The 18,425-nt window shown below is 70.7% G+C and carries 12 protein-coding genes; 6 read left to right on the top strand and 6 right to left on the bottom strand.

Features of this window, described 5'->3' with window-relative positions; all coding sequences use genetic code 11:
- Positions 1–16 precede the first annotated feature (16 nt).
- The 3 genes from rnr to TA3x_RS05960 all read right to left on the bottom strand — a co-directional run bounded on the left by rnr (position 17) and on the right by TA3x_RS05960 (position 4,545).
- On the bottom strand, positions 17–2,287 hold the full coding sequence (rnr, locus tag TA3x_RS05970; RefSeq protein ID WP_435019250.1) for a ribonuclease R: 2,271 nt from the start codon (positions 2,285–2,287) through the stop codon (positions 17–19).
- A 40-nt stretch (positions 2,288–2,327) separates the two neighbouring features.
- On the bottom strand, positions 2,328–3,323 hold the full coding sequence (locus tag TA3x_RS05965; protein WP_435019249.1) for a 3'-5' exoribonuclease YhaM family protein: 996 nt from the start codon (positions 3,321–3,323) through the stop codon (positions 2,328–2,330).
- A 145-nt stretch (positions 3,324–3,468) separates the two neighbouring features.
- Positions 3,469–4,545, bottom strand: coding sequence for a hypothetical protein (locus TA3x_RS05960; RefSeq protein ID WP_435019247.1), 1,077 nt, complete (start codon positions 4,543–4,545; stop codon positions 3,469–3,471).
- 494 nt (positions 4,546–5,039) lie between these two features.
- Here TA3x_RS05960 and TA3x_RS05955 point away from each other — a divergent pair, with 494 nt between their 5' ends.
- The 5 genes from TA3x_RS05955 to TA3x_RS05935 are packed head-to-tail and all read left to right on the top strand — an operon-like array spanning position 5,040 to position 11,699.
- Entirely contained in the window at positions 5,040–6,812 is a 1,773-nt protein-coding gene (locus tag TA3x_RS05955) for a proline--tRNA ligase (RefSeq protein ID WP_435019245.1), read from the top strand.
- Complete coding sequence (locus TA3x_RS05950) at positions 6,812–7,084, top strand: hypothetical protein (protein WP_435019243.1); 273 nt, start codon at positions 6,812–6,814, stop codon at positions 7,082–7,084. Before TA3x_RS05955 ends, TA3x_RS05950 begins: the two co-directional genes overlap by 1 nt.
- Positions 7,081–8,250: an MraY family glycosyltransferase gene (locus TA3x_RS05945; protein WP_435019241.1), complete on the top strand. Its 1,170-nt coding sequence runs from the start codon at positions 7,081–7,083 to the stop codon at positions 8,248–8,250. The genes TA3x_RS05950 and TA3x_RS05945 overlap by 4 nt, the downstream gene beginning before the upstream one ends.
- Positions 8,171–10,648 carry an O-antigen ligase family protein gene (locus TA3x_RS05940; protein ID WP_435019239.1) on the top strand — a complete coding sequence of 826 codons (2,478 nt, stop codon included), beginning with the start codon at positions 8,171–8,173 and terminating at the stop codon, positions 10,646–10,648. The genes TA3x_RS05945 and TA3x_RS05940 overlap by 80 nt, the downstream gene beginning before the upstream one ends.
- Positions 10,649–10,697: 49 nt before the next feature.
- Positions 10,698–11,699 carry a cation diffusion facilitator family transporter gene (locus TA3x_RS05935; RefSeq protein ID WP_435019237.1) on the top strand — a complete coding sequence of 334 codons (1,002 nt, stop codon included), beginning with the start codon at positions 10,698–10,700 and terminating at the stop codon, positions 11,697–11,699.
- Here TA3x_RS05935 and TA3x_RS05930 read toward each other — a convergent pair.
- Genes TA3x_RS05930 through TA3x_RS05920 form a run of 3 tightly spaced genes read right to left on the bottom strand, consistent with a single transcriptional unit; the run spans position 11,635 to position 17,349 of the window.
- Positions 11,635–15,435: an FG-GAP-like repeat-containing protein gene (locus TA3x_RS05930; RefSeq protein WP_435019235.1), complete on the bottom strand. Its 3,801-nt coding sequence runs from the start codon at positions 15,433–15,435 to the stop codon at positions 11,635–11,637. The genes TA3x_RS05935 and TA3x_RS05930 overlap by 65 nt on opposite strands.
- On the bottom strand, positions 15,432–16,373 hold the full coding sequence (locus TA3x_RS05925) for a nitrilase-related carbon-nitrogen hydrolase (RefSeq protein WP_435019233.1): 942 nt from the start codon (positions 16,371–16,373) through the stop codon (positions 15,432–15,434). Before TA3x_RS05925 ends, TA3x_RS05930 begins: the two co-directional genes overlap by 4 nt.
- 19 nt (positions 16,374–16,392) lie before the next feature.
- Entirely contained in the window at positions 16,393–17,349 is a 957-nt protein-coding gene (locus TA3x_RS05920) for a tetratricopeptide repeat protein (RefSeq protein WP_435019231.1), read from the bottom strand.
- Between the two features lie 224 nt (positions 17,350–17,573).
- On the opposite strand from TA3x_RS05920, the gene rnc reads away from it, so the two are divergent.
- Positions 17,574–18,299: a ribonuclease III gene (gene rnc, locus TA3x_RS05915; RefSeq protein ID WP_435019229.1), complete on the top strand. Its 726-nt coding sequence runs from the start codon at positions 17,574–17,576 to the stop codon at positions 18,297–18,299.
- The last annotated feature ends 126 nt before the right edge of the window (positions 18,300–18,425 follow it).

The raw sequence follows: 18,425 nt of genomic DNA, 5'->3' as shown, positions 1-18,425 counted from the left end.
CGGGCGGGGCCGGGGGTCAGGACCGCTTGCGGCGCTTCGCCTTGGTCGGCTTCTTGGTCGTCCGGGGGGCCTTGCCCTTCCGCCCCGATGGGGATGCGGAGGGGCGTGCGGCACGGCGGGGCGGCCGGGGCTGGGGTTCATCCCTCAGGGATCCGGCCGCGACCGCGTGCGGGATCTCGGCCAGCCCCAGGTCGAGTTCCCGGCGGGCGACGTCGGCCCGGAGGATCCGCACCTCGATCCGATCCCCGAGGCGGAACTTCCGGCCGCCCCGGCGACCGATCAGGGTGTGGGTGGCCCCTTCGAGGTAATAGTGGTCGTCCGCCAGGCCGGTGACGTGGACCAGCCCCTCGGCGGGCAGCTCGACCAGGCGGCAGAAGAAGCCGAAATCCTCGACCGCCACGATCACCGCGTGGTACGTCTCGCCGATCTTGGTCTGGAGGAAGGTCAGCAGCTTGATCTTGATCAGCTCGCGCTCGGCCAGCTCGGCCCGGCGCTCGGTCTTGGTGCAGTGCTCGGCCAGGGCCGCGAGTTCCTCGGCGTCGGACCGGGGCCTCTGGCCGGCGAGCAGGGCCGTGAGCTGGCGGTGGACCTGGAGGTCGGGATAGCGGCGGATCGGCGAGGTGAAGTGGCAGTAATCCTCGCTGGCCAGGGCGTAGTGCCCTTCCTGCTCGGGCGAGTAGACCGCCTGCTTCAGGCTGCGCAGGAGGCCGAAGTGGACGGCGTGGGCCTCGGGCTGGTCGGCCGAGTCGGCCAGGACGCGCTGGAGTTCGAAGCGGCTGAAGGCGTCGTCGATGTCGATGCCCAGGCTGCGGGCGAACTCGGCAAACTCCTTGAGCTTCCTCGGCTCGGGGTCGGCGTGGACCCGGCGGAGGAATCCGGCCCGGGCCTCGGTCAGCCGGGAGGCGGTGGCCTCGTTGGCCGCCAGCATGAACTCCTCGATGATCTGGTGGCTGACGTCGTGCGAGGCCAGGTGGGCGCCGACGACCTCCCCCTGATCGCCGAGGTCGATCTCGACCTCGGGCATGTTCAGCTCCAGCGCCCCCCGGGCGAACCGACGCTTGCGGAGGATCATCGCCAGCTGGTGCATCTTCGCGATCATGTCGCGGAGTTCGGGGGACAGCTCGGCGGCGACCTCGGGCTTCTCCAGGGCCTCGAACACCTGCTCGTAGGCGAATCGGTGGTCGACCCGGATCGCCGACCGGGCGAAGCTGGTGGAGGTCCGGATCCCGTCCGGGTCGAACTCCATGAACGCCGAGACGGTGTAGCGGGTGTGCCCGGCCTGGAGGCTGGCCAGGCTGTTGCTGATGATCTCCGGCAACATCGGGATCACGCGGTCGGGCAGGTAGACGCTGGTCCCCCGCTTGCGGGCGGTCTGGTCGAGCGACGAGCCGGGCCGGACGAAGTGGGAGACGTCGGCGATGTGGACCCCCAGGGTCCAGTACCCCTTCTCGTCCCGCTCCAGGGTGATCGCGTCGTCGAAGTCGCGGGCGGTGGCCGGGTCGATCGTCACGGTGAAGCGGTCGCGGAGGTCCAGGCGTCCCTCCACGTCCTCCTCGTTGAACCGCTTGGCCTGCTCGCGGGCGTCCAGCAGGGTGTCGTCGTCGAAGACGTCGGGGATGCCGAGCGCCCGGATCATGGCGACGGTCTCGACCTTGGGCTCGCCCCTGGGGCCGAAGACCTCGGTGATGACCCCCTCCCCTTCGTGGGCATGCGTCGGGTAGCGGGCGATCTCGATCGCGACCTTGTCGCCGGGGCGGGCCCCCTTGGCGCCGGGGTCCCCCACCGAGATCGCGCCGTGGAAGGTGGTGCCGTCGATCACGACGTAGCCGGTGCCCTCCCGCTCCTCGTAGGTGCCCACGAACAGGCCGGAGGCGCGGGACACGACCTTGATGACCCGGCCCTCGGGGTTATACCCCGGGCCCTTCGACTTCCGGACGATGCGGACCAGCACCTCGTCGCCGGTCGACGCGTCGCGGGCGGCCTCGGGCGGGATGAAGATCTGGTCGGCCTTGGCGGGCGACAGCGGGGTGCGGACGAACCCGAACCCCTTGGACGAGCGGCGGAACGTGCCGGTCACCGTGCCGGACGTGATCGCCGACGCTTTCAGGATGGTCTTGTTCTTGCCCAGCTCCAGCCGCTCGCCGCGGATCAGGCGCTTGACCGCGTTGCGGAAGTCGGGGTAGTCGTCCTCGCCGATCCGGAAGCGTCGGGCCATCCCCTTGACGGTCAGGGGCACATAGTCGTCCTCCGCCACCAGGGCCAGGACGCGGGCCGCGTGATCGTCCATGCTTCGGTCCTCCCGGGCGGGCCCGGATCGGGGTTTCGGCCTATTCCTCGGAGGCGTCGACCGGGGCCCCACCGGCCCCCCCCTTGTACAGGCGGCGATTCATGCTCGGCTGATAGGGGGTCCAGGTGGAATCCTTGACCGGGTCGTCGCGGATCTCGCGGGTGTAGGCGTGGATCTTGGCGTCGAGGTTGTCCAGGTAATGGAGCGCGATGGCCTCGGGCGTCATCGGGACCTTCACGCTGCCGAATTCGTGCGTGCCGTGATGGCTGACGATCATGTGCTTGAGCCGGAGCAGCAGCTCGGCCGGGAACGGCTCGCCGGTCAAATCCGCCGTCTGCTCGACCTTGTCGCGGAGCATCTCGATGCCCATGACCAGGTGGCCGACGAGCTGGCCTTCGTCCGTGTATCCGTAGGATCGGTCGTAGCTCAGCTCCTCGATCTTGCCGACGTCGTGGAGGAAGATGCCCATGAGCAGCAAATCCCGGTCCACGTCGGGATAAAGGTCGCTGATCCGGTCGGCCACCGTCAGCATCGTGACGACGTGCTCCAGCAGCCCGGACTGATAGGCGTGGTGATTCTTGATCCCCGCCGGGGCCGTGGTGAACTTCTGGAAGAACGACTCGTCGATCAGGAAGCATTCGGCCAGGGCGCGCAGGTGCGGGTTGCGGAGGCCGAACAGCAGCTCGCGCAGCCGCGACGAGAGCTTCGCCGTGTTCTGCGTGCTCTGGGGCAGGAAGTCTTCGGGCTCGATGTGGTCGGCCCCCACCCCCTCGATGTGGGAGAGGATGATCTGCAACGCCCCCTGGAAGACCTGGGTCTTGCCGCGGACGCGGAGGTAATCCCCCGACTCGAAGGTCCGGGACATCCCCTCGGTGGCGTTCCAGAGCCGCGCCCCCACGGTCCCGGATCGGTCCCGCAATTCGAGGTGCAGGTAGAGATTGCCCTGGCGGTTGGCCCGGAGCTGCTTGTCCGCGACCAGGAAGACCTCGTCGACCGAGTCCCCGTTGGCGAGCTGATTCACGAATCGGCGGGTCATGCGAGCTTCGATCGGTGCGGGACGGGATGGATGGCGCGACCGGCGATCGGCACGCGAGGCACGATTGTAGGGGGTGTTCCGCGCCAGGGTCAAGGGACGGCCCGGGGGGGCGGGCCCCCGGGACGTCCCGCGATGCGACGGGGCCTCAGCCCCGGGCCTTGCCCGACTTCGCCGAGACGGCGAGGGTCGAGACCGGGATCACCCGCCTCAGGATCGGGATTCCCCCGTCCGACCCGCCCCCCCCGGGGGTGACCGGGGTGACCGGGTTGAAGATCGCCGAGGGGAGCTGCGGGAACACCGGCACGTTGCCGACCGAGATGTCCGCCAGCTTGTTGGCCGCGGACAGGCCGCGCACCCGGGGCCCGACCCTCTGGAGGAACTGGAGCGCCGCCGAGGTCTCGCTCCGCTCCTGGATCGTGTCGTTGGGGTCAATGATCACCCCGATGAAGTACTTGCCCGGGGTGGTCGGCAACTGCAGGGGGGCCAGCGTCGTCGTGTTGTAGTTGGCCGGCGGCGTGACGTTCTCGTCGCCGGACAGGAACGACGTGGTCGGCACCTGCGACAGGGCGGGCAGGCTGTTGATCGTGTACGACCCGAGCACCGCGTCGCCCGGCCCGTAGGTGTCGTTCAACGAGGCGACCAGGATCACGTTGACCGGCCCCTGCGCCGCCGGGTCGGCGTTGCCGAAGTTGCCGATCCGGATGGTCGGCGTGATCACGTCGCCCGGCTGGAGCGCGGCGGGGATGTCCAGCGCCACGACCTTGAGGTCCGGCAGCGGGTTGGAGATGTCCACCGGCGCCTGGATCCTCCGCACGTTGTTGGCGAAGTTCGACTCCAGGATCGACCGGTCGTTGTTGACGACCAGCGTCAGGTAGATCTGGCCGTTGGCGGCGAACCCGGCGGGCCGCTGCGGTAGGGTCACCTGCCCGGTCACGTCGTTCTCGCTGTTCTGAGGCGTCGCCGGGATGGCGATCGAGCCCAGGTTGACCACCTTCCCCTTGGCGCCCGGCCGGGTCGACGCGAACACGGCGACCGACGTCGCCGGGGCATCGGCCGAACTGGTCGAGCCCGGGGCGAGGTTCGTCGGCTCGACGATCGAACTGGCGCCGATGTTGTTGACCCGCACCTGGATGGCCAGCGGGCCGCCCCACGCGGCCGTCTTCGCCGCGTAGGCGCTGACCCGGAGGTCCGGCAGGGAATAGCCGAGCGGGGAATAGGCCATCAGCTGGCGCGTTTCCAATGCCTCGACCGAGGCCCGCCGAGGCCGGCGTCGGGCCTGTCTGCTCCGGTCATCACTTGACAGCACCGTCTCACCTCCCAGCGGCCCGAGGGGGCGGCCGCCCGTCCCGATGCGGGGGGCGACCGACCTCCGGCCTTCGTCACCGGTGACCCGCAATAATCCGACCACGCAGGCCGGGGCGGACGCCCCGAAGGCGCCGACCATCGGCCATCCTACCAACAAATAGTCGTCCGACGCGGGCGGGAAATGAGCGCGAATTGGCCCGAACGTCGCGACGGAAGTCCTTGCGTGCCCGGCGTAAGAGCGGCGAGGATCGTCGGGATTCTCGGGGCCGTCGCGATCGGGCCGATTCCCGAGCTTGGCCCTGCGCCCGGAGTCCCCGATCTGATAGACTGTGCCGGTTCCCCGGGAGACGCCGCGAGCGGGATCGTTCGCCGATCGCCCCGTGCCCCATCATCTGTCGGCAGGAGCCGAACGTGCGCTGGTCGAAAGCCCTGATCCCCACGCAGAAAGAATCCCCGGCCGATGCCACCGCGCCGAGCCACAAGCTCCTGATCCGCGCGGGGATGGTCCGCCAGCTCGGCGCCGGCGCCTACACCTACCTCCCCCTGGGCCACCGGGTCCTGAGCAAGGTCGCCCGCCTGATCCGCGAGGAGATGGACGCCGCCGGGGCCCAGGAACTGCTGATGCCCGCCCTCCAGCCGATCGAGCTGTGGAAGGAGTCGGGCCGCTACGAGACGTTCGGCGACCTGCTGATGCAGCTGGAGACCAGCAACGGCCAGCCGTACGCCCTCGGGCCGACCCACGAGGAGGTCATCACCGACCTCGTCCGCGACCTGATCAAGTCGTACAAGCAGCTCCCGGTCACGCTCTACCAGGTCCAGACCAAGTTCCGCGACGAGCCCCGGCCCCGCTTCGGCATCCTCCGCACCCGCGAATTCCTGATGAAGGATGCCTACAGCTTCGACGCCAACATCGAGCAGCTCAACCAGAGCTACGACGCGATGTATGAGGCGTATTGCCGGATCTTCGACCGCTGCGGCATCCCCTACGCCGTGGTCGAGGCCGAAAGCGGGCCGATCGGCGGCGACAGCTCGCACGAGTTCATGGTCCCCTCCTCCACCGGCGAAGACGTGGTGATCCAGTGCCACGCCTGCGGCTACGCCGCCAACCGCGAGCGCGCCGAGGTGGGGGACTCCAAGGCGGAGCCGCCCGCGGCCGACCCCGCCGCGCCCCCCCCTGCCCCGGTCGAGACCCCCAACCGCCGCACGATCGCCGAGGTGTGCGACTTCCTCAAGGTCGCCGAGGCCGAGACCGGCAAGCTGCTGGTCTTCCTGGCCGACGGCCGCCCGGTCGCCGCCCTGATCCGGGGCGACCACGAGGCCAACGAGGCCAAGGTGCGCCGCGCCTTCGGGGCCACCACCCTGGAGCCGGCCGACGCCGCCGCGATTCAGAAGGCTACCGGCGCCCCGATCGGCTTCCTGGGGCCGGTCGACCTGAAGATCCCCCTGGTCGTCGACCGCTCGGTGGCCGCCATGCCCTCGATCATCGTCGGGGGGAACGCCGTCGACGTCCACGTGAAGGGCGTGATCCCGGGGCGCGACTTCCCGCTCGACAAGGTCGTGGACCTCCGCGACGCGGTCCAGGGCGACCCCTGCCCCCGCTGCGGCGAGGCGATGGACGTCAACCAGGGGATCGAGATCGGCCACGTCTTCAAGCTCGGCACCAAGTACTCGAAGGCGATGGGCGCCCAGTTCACCGACGAGCACGGCCACGAGGTCCCGGTCATCATGGGATGCTACGGCATCGGCGTGAACCGGATCGTCGCGGCGGCCGTCGAGGCCGGGCACGACGCCAACGGGATCATCTGGCCGCTCAACCTGGCCCCCTACCACGTCCTGATCGTGCCGCTCCAGCCCCAGAACACCGCCGTCTCCGAGCTGACCGACGCCCTGGAGAAGACCCTGATCGACGGCGGCTACGAGGTCCTGATCGACGACCGCGACCAGCGCCCCGGCTTCAAGTTCAAGGACGCCGACTTGATCGGGATCCCCCTGCGGGTCGTGATTGGCGAGCGCGGGCTGAAGGAAGGGACCCTGGAGGTGAAGTGGCGGACCGACGAGGCCCCCCACATGGTCTCCGTGGCCACCGCCGGCGAGGCGATTTTGGCCGAGCTGGACACGACCCGGCGCGCCCTGGAGACCCAGGCCACCGAGCGGCGGCTGTCCCGAGCGGCGGCCAAGGGCTGATGGCCGCCCCGAAGACGCCCCGCCTCCCCTGGGCCCTGCTCGGGGCGATGACCCTGGCCAGCTTCGGCGGGCCGCTCCTGATCGGGGCGGTCCTCCGGGGCGGGGCCCGCGCGTCCTGGCCCCCCGACCGGCCCGTCGAGTGGGCCACCCTGTTCGGCACGTCCGGGGCGGTCCTCCTCCTCATGGGCGCCGCCTTGATGATGGCCCTGAACAACAACCGGAAACTGCGGGCCAACCCCCCGGCCCGCCGCGACCCCGAGGCGAACCCGTGAGCGGCGTCCCGATCGTCCTCGCGCTCGTCCTCGCCTCGGCCGCCCTGTCGGCGATCCTCTGCGCGGCCACCCGGTCGATCGCCCCCCGCTTCGGGCTGGTGGACAAACCGGGCGGGCGGAAGAACCACCGACGCCCCACCCCGCTCGGCGGAGGGGTGGCGATCTGGCTCACGGTCGTCCTGATGCTCGGGGCCGGGGCATGGGCGGTCGGGGGCGCCGGTTTGGCTCTGCCGCCGGACCTGGCGCTCCACCTCCCCGGGTTGCAATCCCGCATCGGCCCGATGGCGGCGCTGATGGGGTTGGCCACCCTCATCATGGCGATGGGGCTGGCCGACGACCGCGTCGGGCTGGGGTGGAAGTTGCGGTTCGGCGTCCAGGTCGCGCTGTCCGCGGTGGTCGCCGCGTCCGGTCATCGCGTCACGCTGTTTTGGCCGTTCGACCACGTCGCGATCTCGTATGCGGTCACGATCCTCTGGATCGTCGGGCTGACCAACGCCTTCAACTTCCTGGACAACATGGACGGGCTGGCGGCCGGGGTCGGTCTGATCGCGGCCCTGCTGTTCGCCATCGCGCAGCTGGAGGTGGCCAGCCTGTTCGTCCCGGCGGTCCTGCTGATCCTGGTGGGCGCGCTGGCCGGGTTCCTGGCCCACAACCGCTACCCGGCCCGCCTGTTCATGGGGGATGCCGGGAGCAACTTCCTCGGGTTCCTGCTGGGCGTCCTGACGGTGGTCGGGACGTTCACGCGGCCGGAGCAGGGCTTCTCGCCGTATGGGGTCCTGACCCCCCTGCTGGTGATGGCCGTGCCGCTCTACGACACGACCTCGGTGATCCTGATCCGGATCCGCGAGGGCCGGAGCCCGTTCGAGGCGGACCGGCGCCACTTTTCGCACCGCCTGGTCGACCGCGGCTTGACGCCGCGCCGGGCGGTCCTCACGATTGACCTGATCACTCTGGCGTGCGGCCTCGGCGCCCTGCTGCTCCCCCGGCTCCAGCCGGCCTGGGCCGGGGTGGTGGTGGCCCAGACGATTTGCCTGCTCGGGGTCGTGGCCCTCCTCGAAGTATCACCGATCAGGCCGGAGCACCGCGATGGCGAGGCGAGACGTCAACACCCCCCGAGGGCGGAGGCCGCATCCGGCCCCGGCCCGGTCGCAATACCCGAGGCCTGACGACGACGGCGGGGGGGACGAGGGGCTGGCCCGCCTGGGGGAGATCCTCCGCAGGGTCTCGCTCGGCCTGCTCGCCTTCCTGTTCGTGACCCGCGCCTACGCCGAGAGCGAGGCGGCCGAGCGGGGCGACGGGCTGGTCTGGGTCTTCCTGGTCCTGGTCGTCGCCGGGATCGCGGTTGCCTCGGCCCTGCTCTCCGGGGTCGTCCGGCTCCGGTGGTCGTGGGCCGATGGGGCGGTCCTGGTCCTGATGCTCGCGGTCGGCGCCTCGACCACGGTCGCGGCCGATCGCCGGGCGGCGATCAACCTCGCCTGGGAGTGGGGTGCCCTGGGGCTCATGTACCTGATGGCCCGGAACCTGCCCCGGACCCGGGGCGAATCGGCGACCCTGGCCGGGGTCGCGGTCGCGGCCGCCGTGTCGGTGGCGGCTTATGGGCTCTACCAGGTCCCGTTCGAATACCCTGCGCTCCGGGCCCTGTTCCTCGCCCGACCCGACCTGATCCTGGGCCCGCTGGGCATCGCGCCCGGCTCTCCGGCGGCGGAGGGGATTCGCCAGCGCATCCTCTTTTCCAACGAGCCGTTCTCGACCTTCGCCCTGGCCAACTCGCTGGCGGGCTACCTGGTCGGCCCCCTGGCGCTCGGCCTGGCGGTGGCCCTGGATAACCTCCGCCGCGACGGCAAGGGGCCCAGGGCCGGGGCGCTGGCGCTCGCCGCGATCCCCGGGTCGATCCTGCTGGTCTGCCTGGTCTGGACCAAGTGCCGGAGCGCCCAGGTCGGCCTGATGGTCGCGATCCTCGTCCTGGCCTGGCGGTCCCGAGCGGTCGTCTCCCGCAAGGTTTTGATCGGCTCCGCCCTTGGCCTCGCGGTGGTGGCCGGCGGGCTGATCGCGGGCGGGGTGGCCACGGGGCAACTCGACCGCCAGGTCTTGACGGAGTCGCCGAAGTCCCTCCGCTACCGCCTGGAATACTGGGCCTCGACCTGGGACCTGATCACCGACGCCCGGCCCCGGTTCGGCACGTCGGGGGCCGGCGCCATCCTCCCGGGCGGGGAGGAGTCGGTCCCGTCGCGGAGGGCGGCGACCTACTGGACCGGCGTCGGGCCGGGCAACTTCGGCGGGGCCTACCTGGGCCACAAGCGTCCCGAGGCGAGCGAGGAGATCAAGGATCCGCACAACCTGATCCTCGAAGTCTGGGCCTGCTCCGGCCTGGTCGCGGCCCTGGCCCTCGTCGTCGCCCTCGGCTGGGGGCTCCGCGAGATGCTCGGCCCGCCGAGGGAGATGGATCCGGCCAACTCGAACGAGATGCAGGCCGCCGACCCCGCCCCTGCCCCGGCCCACGCGGGCTGGCTGATCGGCGCGGCGAGCCTGGGATGGCTGGGTGTGGTGCTCATGGGCCGGCTCAACCCATTCCAGGTCGGGCTGCTCGGCCGCTGGCTGATCCTGGGGCTGGGCTGGGTCGTCGCCATCGGATTGGGCTCGCCCCTGTGGCGTCGTCGACCGATCCCGGCCGCGGGCCTCGGCGTCGCGACCCTGGCCATGACGATCAACCTGCTGGGCGCCGGCGGGATCGGCATCCCGACGGTGGCGCTCATGCTCTGGATCTCGATGGCGCTGGGGCTCAACCTCCGGGACGATCGGCCGTGCGGGCGGCACCGCGAAGCGGACGGGCTCGGGGCGGGGGTCGCGATGGCCTGCGTCTGGGCCGCGCTGGCGGGGACGTTCTACGGGGCGATCGTCCCGTTCTGGCGATCGACGGCCGAGCTGGCGGCCGGCGATGCGTTGATGAGCGTCAACCCGCCCCAGTTCGAGGCGGCCCGCAACGCCTACACGCGGGCCTTCCAGCTCGATCGCTACAGCGTGCAGCCGTGGCTCGCGCTGGCGGATCTCGAATTTCGATTCTGGCGATCCCCGGAGGCGGCCAACCGCAAGGAACCGTACTGGGAGCGGATCCTTTTCTCGCTGGACAAGGCGCTGGAGGCCCCCGACCGCGACCCCAACAGCCTGGACGTCCGGCGTCGCCAGGCGATGTACGCGCGGCAGATCCTCGCCGCCCTGCCCGCCGACGCGACCCCGATGCAGTTGCTCCAGCTCAAGTCGACGATCGTGAAGGCGATGCGCCGGTCGGTCATGACCTACCCGGCGAACGCCGGCCTCCGGGTCGAGCTAGCCCGAGCGAGCGCCGACCTGGGGATGTACCCCGACGCCGTCCGCGAGGCCAAGCTGGCCATCCAGCTCGACGGCATGATGCCCCACCCGGACAAGAAGCTGGCCCCGGCGACGATCGCCTACCTGAAGGCGGAGATCCCGCGCTGGGAGGCCCTGGCCGCCGCCCCGCCCCCGACGGCCGCCGACGCGAATCGGCCGGCCGGTGCCAGGCCGGGCGGGGCGGGCCCGGGACGATGATCCGACCGGGCGGCCGGCGGCGGTTGGAGTGCACGGGCGAGGATGGATCATGATGACCGAAGCTCGGACGACGCCCCCGGGCGTCCGTTCCCCGAATCTTTCGCTCTATCGCGAGGCGAGGAAGGCGGCGATCTGGGGCGTGGCGATCAGCCTCGGGCTCGGCGTGGCCAAGCTGATCGGGGGCTGGTACGGCAACTCGCTCGGGCTGATATCCGACGCGGCCCACTCGCTGGTGGATGCCGTGATCTCCGGCGCCCTGTTCGGCGCCCTCTGGATCGCCCAGAGGCCCGCCGATCACGAGCATCCCTACGGGCACGCGCGATTCGAAGCCGTGGCCGGTTCCGGGGTCGCCCTGATCCTGATCGGACTGGCGGCCGGGATCGCCTACGAGGCCTATCATGGCCTGGGGCGACCGCGAGGCATCCCGGAGGCCTACACCCTGGCCATCGCCATCGGGGGCATCGCGTTCCAGGAGGGGCTGTATCGCTACGCCCGGAGCGTCGCCCTGCGGACCGGGTCGGGGGCCCTCCTGGCCACGGCGTGGGATTACCGCCTCGATGCGCTCGGGAGCGTGGCCGTCGTGGCGGGGGTGGGGCTCTCGCGCTGGGGCGGGCCGGACTGGGCCTGGGCCGACCATGCGGCCGCGCTGATGGTGGCGGGTGCGATCTCCTGGGTCGGCGGCAGCCTGCTCTGGGGGAACATCCAGGACCTGATGGATCGCCAGGCCACCCCGGCGGTCCTGTCCAACGTCCGCGACGAGGCGATGGCCGCCCGGGGCGTGCTGGGGGTCGAGAAGCTCCGGGTCCGGAAGGTCGGGCTGGAATACCTGGTGGATATCCACGTCGAGGTCGATCCCGAGCAGACCGTCCGGGCCGGGCACGAGATCGCCCACGCGGTCAAGGATCGCGTGATCGAGCGGGTGCCTTCGATCCGGGACGTCCTGGTCCACATCGAGCCGGCCGAGGATCAGGACGCCGTCGGCCCGTTCATCGCGAGCCCGCCGGCCTCGTCTGCATCGTCCGGAGATACGCCTCATAGGCCGGATCGGTAGGCCGGCCCTCCCCCTCCTTGAACGGGAACGGCGGCATCCTCTCCCAGGGCAATGGGCCGACCGAGTCGCTCGCGGCGGTGAACGGGTCGGCGTCCTTGCAATAGCCGACGGCCTTGAGCACGAACTGGCGCGTCCACCCCTCGCCCAGCGCGGGCAGCCCCCGGCCGTCGAATTCGAGCCGGACCTCGTCCCCCGGCCCAACCGTGCAGAACTGGTCGTCATCCTCGGCCAGCAGCCCGGCCACGTCGCCGTGGCGGGTCAGGACCCCTGACATCCGGGCCAGCGGGGCCGGGTCGGGGTGGTCGTAGTCGTAGACCAGGGGCAGGCGGCCATCGGGGGAAACCTCCCTGAGATATCCCTTGTCGCCCAGCCGGGCCCGCGCGACCGGCAGCGTGGTCGTCCGGACCGGCGGCTCCCCGTCCCGCCCGACCGCCACGAAGGCCTCGTCCCAGTAGCATTCCATGTTGGTCGACAGCCGGAGGACGCACGACGGACCGGCGACCTTCCCCGTCAGGTCGACGCTCATCCGCCTCGGCAGGCCGGCCGGGTAGCCGGGGCTGGGGTCGAGCATCTCCCAGGTCCCGTCCTTGCGGCGTCGTTCCAGGGTGGGCGGCCGGAGCGTGACGCCGGCCGTCGCGGCGGCGTAATTGGTCTGGGAGTAGGGGTACTCGACCCATCCCGCCAGGCTGAGGGTGACGCGATCGTTCGGATCGAGCCGGGACAGGCGATCGCCGAAGTCGAGGATCAGGCTGTGATCCTCGGCATAGCCGACCCACCCGGACCGCCTGCGGAACCCATCCACCGTGCGGCGGTCCCAGGCCCGGATCGTCCCGGTCTGATCGCGGCCCTTGTGGTCGCTGGCGTGGGCCGGGTCGATCCGTCGCGTGGCGACGATCAGGTCGCCCGAAGGCCGGGGCCCCTCGGGGGCGAACCGCTCGTCGAGGAGGACCATCGCACCGGGCGGGGAGTCCACAACGTCCAGGCGGAGCCGGTCGAGGTAGGCGACCTCATCCATCGGCTCGACCACCGCCAGACGGTACACGCCGTCGACGGCCGCGAGCTGGCCGGGGGCGATCGCGACCGACTCATCCCGGTCGGGCTGGCCGTAGACCCCGGGCGCCACCAGGTAGCCGAGCCCGCCGCCGCCGAGGAAGTCGCCCAGGCATTCGAACCGGGTCCCGTTCCACGTGAAAAGCACCGGGCAACTCCCGGTCTTCCGGCTCACCTCGTTGAGCGAGAGGATCTTGTCCGCCGTCACGTTCAACTCGCTCTGCATCACCCCGTCGGGCCACCGGACGCGGAGCAGCGGGACCGACGTGTGGGGTCCGAGGCCGAGCACGATCGGCCCGACCGACTGGGACGTGCCGGCGGCCGTCGTGGCGTAGTCGAACGGGACGTGGATCCCCTGCCCTTCCAGGGTCAGGCGGGTCCCGATCCCCTGGGAGTTGGTCCGCATCTGGTCGAAGCTGGTCTTCCACCGGCCGGCCAGGTCGATCGCCAGCCAGTGCTGCCCATTCCCCAGGTTGCGGGAGATCCGCGGCGGCGCCCCGTCGCGGATCAGCAGGAAGTCGGGGAGCACATCCCCGGCCAGGTCGGCCAGGGCGAACCCGATGGGCGGTAGGCCATCGTCGGGTCGAAGGCGAATGGCGGGGGTCCGGGGATCGGGCGCGTCGGGCGCGTCGGGCCCGAAGGCCAGGAGGCCAGTGGCGAACTTATGGCCGAGATTTCTCGACCACGTGGGGAAGGCGGATGAACGTCCCGTGCCCATGCCCATCCCAGGGCCCGAGGACCTCGAGTAGCATCCCACCAGGTCAGGCCACTGGTCGAAGTCCAGGTCGATCGCCTGGGCCATGAACCAACCCTGGGCTCCGATCGGGAGCGGGGTCCATTCGGGAGGCGCCGACCCGGGGGCACCCGGCGGCGGATTTCGCCAGCCCGTGGTCCGCCCTGCAGCGGTCACGAACAGGTCGACCCGGCCATCCTTGTCGAGGTCGGCGGAGAGCAGGCCGTTGATGCGGCCGTCGACCTTCACGCCGGGCAGCGGGCCTTCGTGGAACGTGCCGATCCGATCGTTGTAGAGGACCCGGAGCGGCTGGAAATCGGAGGCGAGCACGAGGTCGATGTCGCGATCCTCATCGATGTCGAGCGCCGCGATCGCCGTATACGGGTGGTCCCCCCCGCCCAGGACCGAGGCGCCCGGCCATGCGGTGGAGAAGGCGATCGAGAGGCCCTGGGTCGCCGGGAGGTCCGGCGTGGCCGCCGCGAGCGGGGCGTAGTTGTCCTGGGGTCGCCCCTCGACCGGTGCGGCCTGGCCATCGTTGCGGTAGGCCACGTTCGGCACGCCCTCCAGGGGTGTGGTCGGGGGGACGCCTTCCCCATTCGTCATCCGCGCGTGGTTGATGACGTACAGGTCGAGATCGCCATCCTGATCCAGGTCGAGCCAGCGGGCGCCGACGCTGACGGTGGAGGTCCGATCGATTTGGGCCCTCTCGGTCACGTCCTCGAACTTTGTTCCCGCGTTCCGGAGCAGGCGATTATCCCCCACGCCGAAAAGGAACAGGTCGACCCGGCGATCGGCGTCGAAGTCGGCCGCGGCCACCCCGATCCCGGCCCGATCCTCGGGCAGGCCCATCGCTCGGGTCGCATCCACGAAGTGGTCGTCGGGCTGGCGGATCAGGAGGGCATCGCGCAGGCCCTTGGGCCCGACGATGGCGGCGGTCAGGTAGAGGTCGAGCCGGCCGTCCCCGTTGGCGTCGAAGGTGGCGACGCCCGCCCCGAACCGGGAGCGGGCCCAGCCGAGCTTCCCCTTCTCCCCGCGGAAGTCCGCCGCCGTGGACCATCGGTCCCCCTCGTCGAGCGTGATCTGGATCGGCTCGGGGGCCGCGAAGCGGGGCGGCGGGTCGCTCGCCAGGGGAGGCTCCGGGACGGCGAACGGGTTGATGATCCGGGCGTACTTGCCCATCTCGCCGTAGACCTGGGCGGCGAGGTCGCCGGGCGCGGCGGCGTTGCGCTTGGGGTTGAGCTTGTCCCAGAGCGCGAGAACCTTCGCCCGGGCCTCGCGGTCGCCGGACCAGCTGTAGGCCGTCTGGAGCTTGAACAGGGCCGGGACGAGGTAGGGGTTCCGTTCCAGGGCCTTGGTGTAGTACTCGATCAGGGTCGCGGCCTGGGGCGGGCCGGCGAGCCGGGTCGGGTCCTCGGGGTCGGTCAGGGTGGAGCCCAGTTCGAGCCAGACGTTGGGGTCGCCGGGATCGATCTCGGCGACCCGGGCGAACTGGGCGTGGGCCTCCGCGAGCTGCCCCTCGAATTCGAGGATGATCCCCTTGCAGTACAATGCGGCGGGGTGATCCTTCTGCTCCTTCAATACTTCGTCCAGGAGGCGGAGCGCCTGCTGCATGTTGGTCTTCGGCAGACCTTCGGCCCGGGCCCGATCGGGGTCGTCGGCCTCCTGGGCGGCCTCGCCCCCCTCGTTCAGGAGGGCGATGGCGAGGTTGATCATGCCCGGGATCCAGCCCGGTGCGCGCTGGTGGACCTCGCGGAACGCCTCGATGCCCGCCGCGTACTCGTACCGTTCCATCGCCCCGAGCCCGCGATAATGGGCGGCGATCACCGCGTTCAGCTGATCGTGCGGGATCTGGCCCCGGGGGGTCGGTATGGCCGGGGCCGACGTCTCGTCGGCGCTGCCGCAGGCCGGGAGGGCGAGGAGGCAGGACAACCAGGCCGCCCGAAACCGCATCATGGCGTCGAACCTCGATCGGGGAGAGGACGGGCGGAGAATGTCCCGCGGTTGGCCTCGGTCCGCAGGTGGTCGAGGAAGGCGTGGCCGCGCCGGCGGGCCCGCTCCTGCCGGAGGGCGGCCAGGTCGATCGGCGCGACCACGATCTTCTCCCCTGGGCCGGGATCGGCCTGGGCCAGGATGCGGCCGTCGAAGTCGACGATCATGCTCCCGCCCGGCCAGGAGAACGGCGGGTAGTGGGCCAGGCTCGCCCCCTGATTGGCCGCCACGACGTAGGCGAAATTCTCGACGGCCCGGGCCCGATTGAACAGGGTCCACCAGTCCATCGGGGGCGTGGCGCCCCAGGGATCCATGTACGCCGACACCCGGAGCAGGACCTCCGCCCCGGCCTGGGCCAGGGCCCGGATCGCCTCCGGGAACAGCCAGTCGTAGCAGATCGCGGCGCCCAGGCGGCCGATCTCGGTCTCGACGACCGGGAACATCGGATCCTCGTAGCCCGGCAGGTCGTGGGGGCTCGTGTGCAGTTCCCAGGGGAGCCAGGGGTAAACCTTGCGGTAGCGCGAGAGGAGCCCGTCCGGCCCGATCAGGCAGGTCGTGTTGAAGACCGCGCCGGGCCAGGCCGGGTCGACCTCCAGGAACGTCCCGGTCTGGATGAACACCCCGTGCTGCCGTGCCTTGCGGCGATACCGATCGGTGAACTCGTTGGGGATCGGCACCGCCAGGCGGTCGCGGATCTCGTCGAGGGTCGGGTAGATCGGCGCCGTGTGGGCGAACTCGGGGAAGACCACCAGCCGGACGTCGAAGAACGGGCCGTACCCCACCACGGCGTTGTCGACCATGGCGAGCAGGTCATCGACCCGGCCGGGGATCTCGGAGCGATCGCGGAGGCAGGGCCGGTCGGTCTGGCAGGCCGCCGCATAGTACCGGCCGGGGGCGCTCATCGGGTCGGGCCATCCGGGATCATTGGGGGGCCGCCTCGGTGAGCCGGGGCGACGTGGCATCCAGGAAGGCGGCGAGCGCCAGGTCGGGCTTCCGATCGGTCAGCCTCCGGAACGCGTCGGCCGCCTTCTGGGTCCGGCCCGAGAGGTACCACTCGGCCCCCAGGACGAACCAGGCGTCGCGGTCTCCGGGCTGGGTCTGGAGGTGGGTTTCCAACGCGGCCAGCTCCCGGGCGAAATCCCCTGGCTCGGCGAACAGGGTCTGGATGTCGGGGGCGTTCAGCAGGAAGCCCGGCTCGGCGGCGACGGCCTCGCGGAGGAATCGCGCGGCATCGGCGTAGCGGCCGCGGACCAGGGCCACCTGGGCCAGTCGAACCAGGGGAGTGGCGGATCCCGGGTCGGCCTTCTGGGCCAGGCGATACCGGTCCTCGGCGCGCTTGGTGTTGTCGCCCCGGAACGAGCGATCGCCGATCTCGACATGCTCACGGGCCCGCGCCGGGTTGGAACGTCGCGCAGGAGGTCGGGCCGGGGCCGCTTCCTTGGGGGGCACCGGCAACATCATCCCGCCCCCTCCCCCGCCGAAGGCCGCGGGGGGCTCGGGCGGGATCAGGGGCGAGGCCACCGGCGCCGAACCGCCCGGCCCGACCACGATGATCGGGCTGGCATAGAAGATCGGGCCGTACGGTCCGTAGCCGACGATGATCGGCGGGTTGTAATCGATGTGGTTCGGGCCCGACCCCACGGCGCCGACGCCGCCGAACCCTCCGCCGACAACGATCCCTCCGCCCCCGCCCTGGCTTGATCCGGCCGATCCGCTGATCCAGGAGCTTCCCGGGCCGGTGCCCGAGCTGATCCAGGCGTTCGATCCGGTCGGCCCGGACTTGGCCTGGCCGTTGGCCGGGGCGGGCCCGATGGTCACGCAAGTGGCCAGGAGGGCCGCCGTCCACCACGGGGCCGAACGTCCGCCGATCCGTTGCATGAAGCGAGACATCCTTCCCGACCTCCTGCTCGCGACGACTCCGGGCGCCCTGTCCTCACTGTATCCCCGAGCACGAGCGGATGGCAATCCGCCGCGGGCCCGAAATCTGTCGTAATGGGCCGATCCGGGCGGACGCCGCGGGCCCGCGATTGACAGGGGGAGACGGGGGGATTAGCCTCGATCGGATCGTCAAGAATTCCGGCCGCGAACCCGTTGGCATCAAGATGAACGACCCGGTCCACATCGACGACCGAACCGTCTTCGCCCACTGCGAGGAGGTCCTGGGCTACAAGTTCCGGGATCCGTCGTTCCTCCGCTCGGCGCTCACGCATGCGTCGGGTGCCGATCACAGGCTGGCCTCCAACGAGCGCCTCGAATTCCTGGGCGATTCCATCCTGGGTGCCATCGTCTGCGAGATCCTCTATCTCAAGTTCCCCGAGTATCTCGAAGGGGAGCTGACGCGGATCAAATCCGTCGTGGTGTCCCGCCAGACCTGCGCCAAGATCTCCGAGCGCCTCGGCTTCGACGGCTTCCTGATCCTCGGCAAGGGGATGGGCTCGCAGGAGAAGACGCCCCCGTCGGTCCTGGCCGATGTGTTCGAGAGCCTGGTCGGCGCGATCTATCTCGACGGGGGGATGGAGGCCGCACGCCAGTTCATCCTCAAGCACATCGAGTCCGAGATCGACGAGACCGTCGGCGGGCACATGGGCAACAACTACAAGAGCAACCTCCAGCAGCTCGCCCAGAGGCAGTTCGGGGAGACCCCGACCTACCTGCTCCTGGACGAGAAGGGCCCCGATCACTCGAAGTGCTTCAAGGTAGCCGCCCAGGTCGGCCGCCATGCGTTCCCCCCGGCCTGGGGCAAGAACAAGAAGGACGCGGAGCAGAGGGCCGCCCTCAATGCTCTCAGCCAGATGACCGGAGCCCCCCTACCCTTCGTCGCCGAGTGACCCCCCGGGTCGCGGCGAACCGATTCATTCGGCCGAGCATCGGCGTCCGTGTCCCGAGGTGAGCGGCGCCCGTCCGGCCCGCCCTTGCCGTTCCGAAGGCCCTCCACCCCATCCCACCCGTGATCG

Source organism: Tundrisphaera macrotermitis (genome assembly GCF_051175315.1).
Lineage (GTDB): Bacteria > Planctomycetota > Planctomycetia > Isosphaerales > Isosphaeraceae > Tundrisphaera.
Note: the sequence above shows the minus strand (reverse complement) of the source record. Positions and strands in the feature narration are given on the sequence as shown.

What these genes read in the sequence shown, in the direction of transcription:
- rnr (WP_435019250.1), bottom strand. Translation starts at nt 2,287, where the DNA reads ATGGACGATCACGCGGCCCGCGTCCTGGCCCTGGTGGCGGAGGACGAC.
- TA3x_RS05965 (WP_435019249.1), bottom strand. Translation starts at nt 3,323, where the DNA reads ATGACCCGCCGATTCGTGAATCAGCTCGCCAACGGGGACTCGGTCGAC.
- TA3x_RS05960 (WP_435019247.1), bottom strand. Translation starts at nt 4,545, where the DNA reads ATGGCCTATTCCCCGCTCGGCTATTCCCTGCCGGACCTCCGGGTCAGC.
- TA3x_RS05950 (WP_435019243.1), top strand. Translation starts at nt 6,812, where the DNA reads ATGGCCGCCCCGAAGACGCCCCGCCTCCCCTGGGCCCTGCTCGGGGCG.
- TA3x_RS05940 (WP_435019239.1), top strand. Translation starts at nt 8,171, where the DNA reads ATGGCGAGGCGAGACGTCAACACCCCCCGAGGGCGGAGGCCGCATCCG.
- TA3x_RS05935 (WP_435019237.1), top strand. Translation starts at nt 10,698, where the DNA reads ATGATGACCGAAGCTCGGACGACGCCCCCGGGCGTCCGTTCCCCGAAT.
- TA3x_RS05930 (WP_435019235.1), bottom strand. Translation starts at nt 15,435, where the DNA reads ATGATGCGGTTTCGGGCGGCCTGGTTGTCCTGCCTCCTCGCCCTCCCG.
- TA3x_RS05925 (WP_435019233.1), bottom strand. Translation starts at nt 16,373, where the DNA reads ATGAGCGCCCCCGGCCGGTACTATGCGGCGGCCTGCCAGACCGACCGG.
- TA3x_RS05920 (WP_435019231.1), bottom strand. Translation starts at nt 17,349, where the DNA reads ATGCAACGGATCGGCGGACGTTCGGCCCCGTGGTGGACGGCGGCCCTC.
- rnc (WP_435019229.1), top strand. Translation starts at nt 17,574, where the DNA reads ATGAACGACCCGGTCCACATCGACGACCGAACCGTCTTCGCCCACTGC.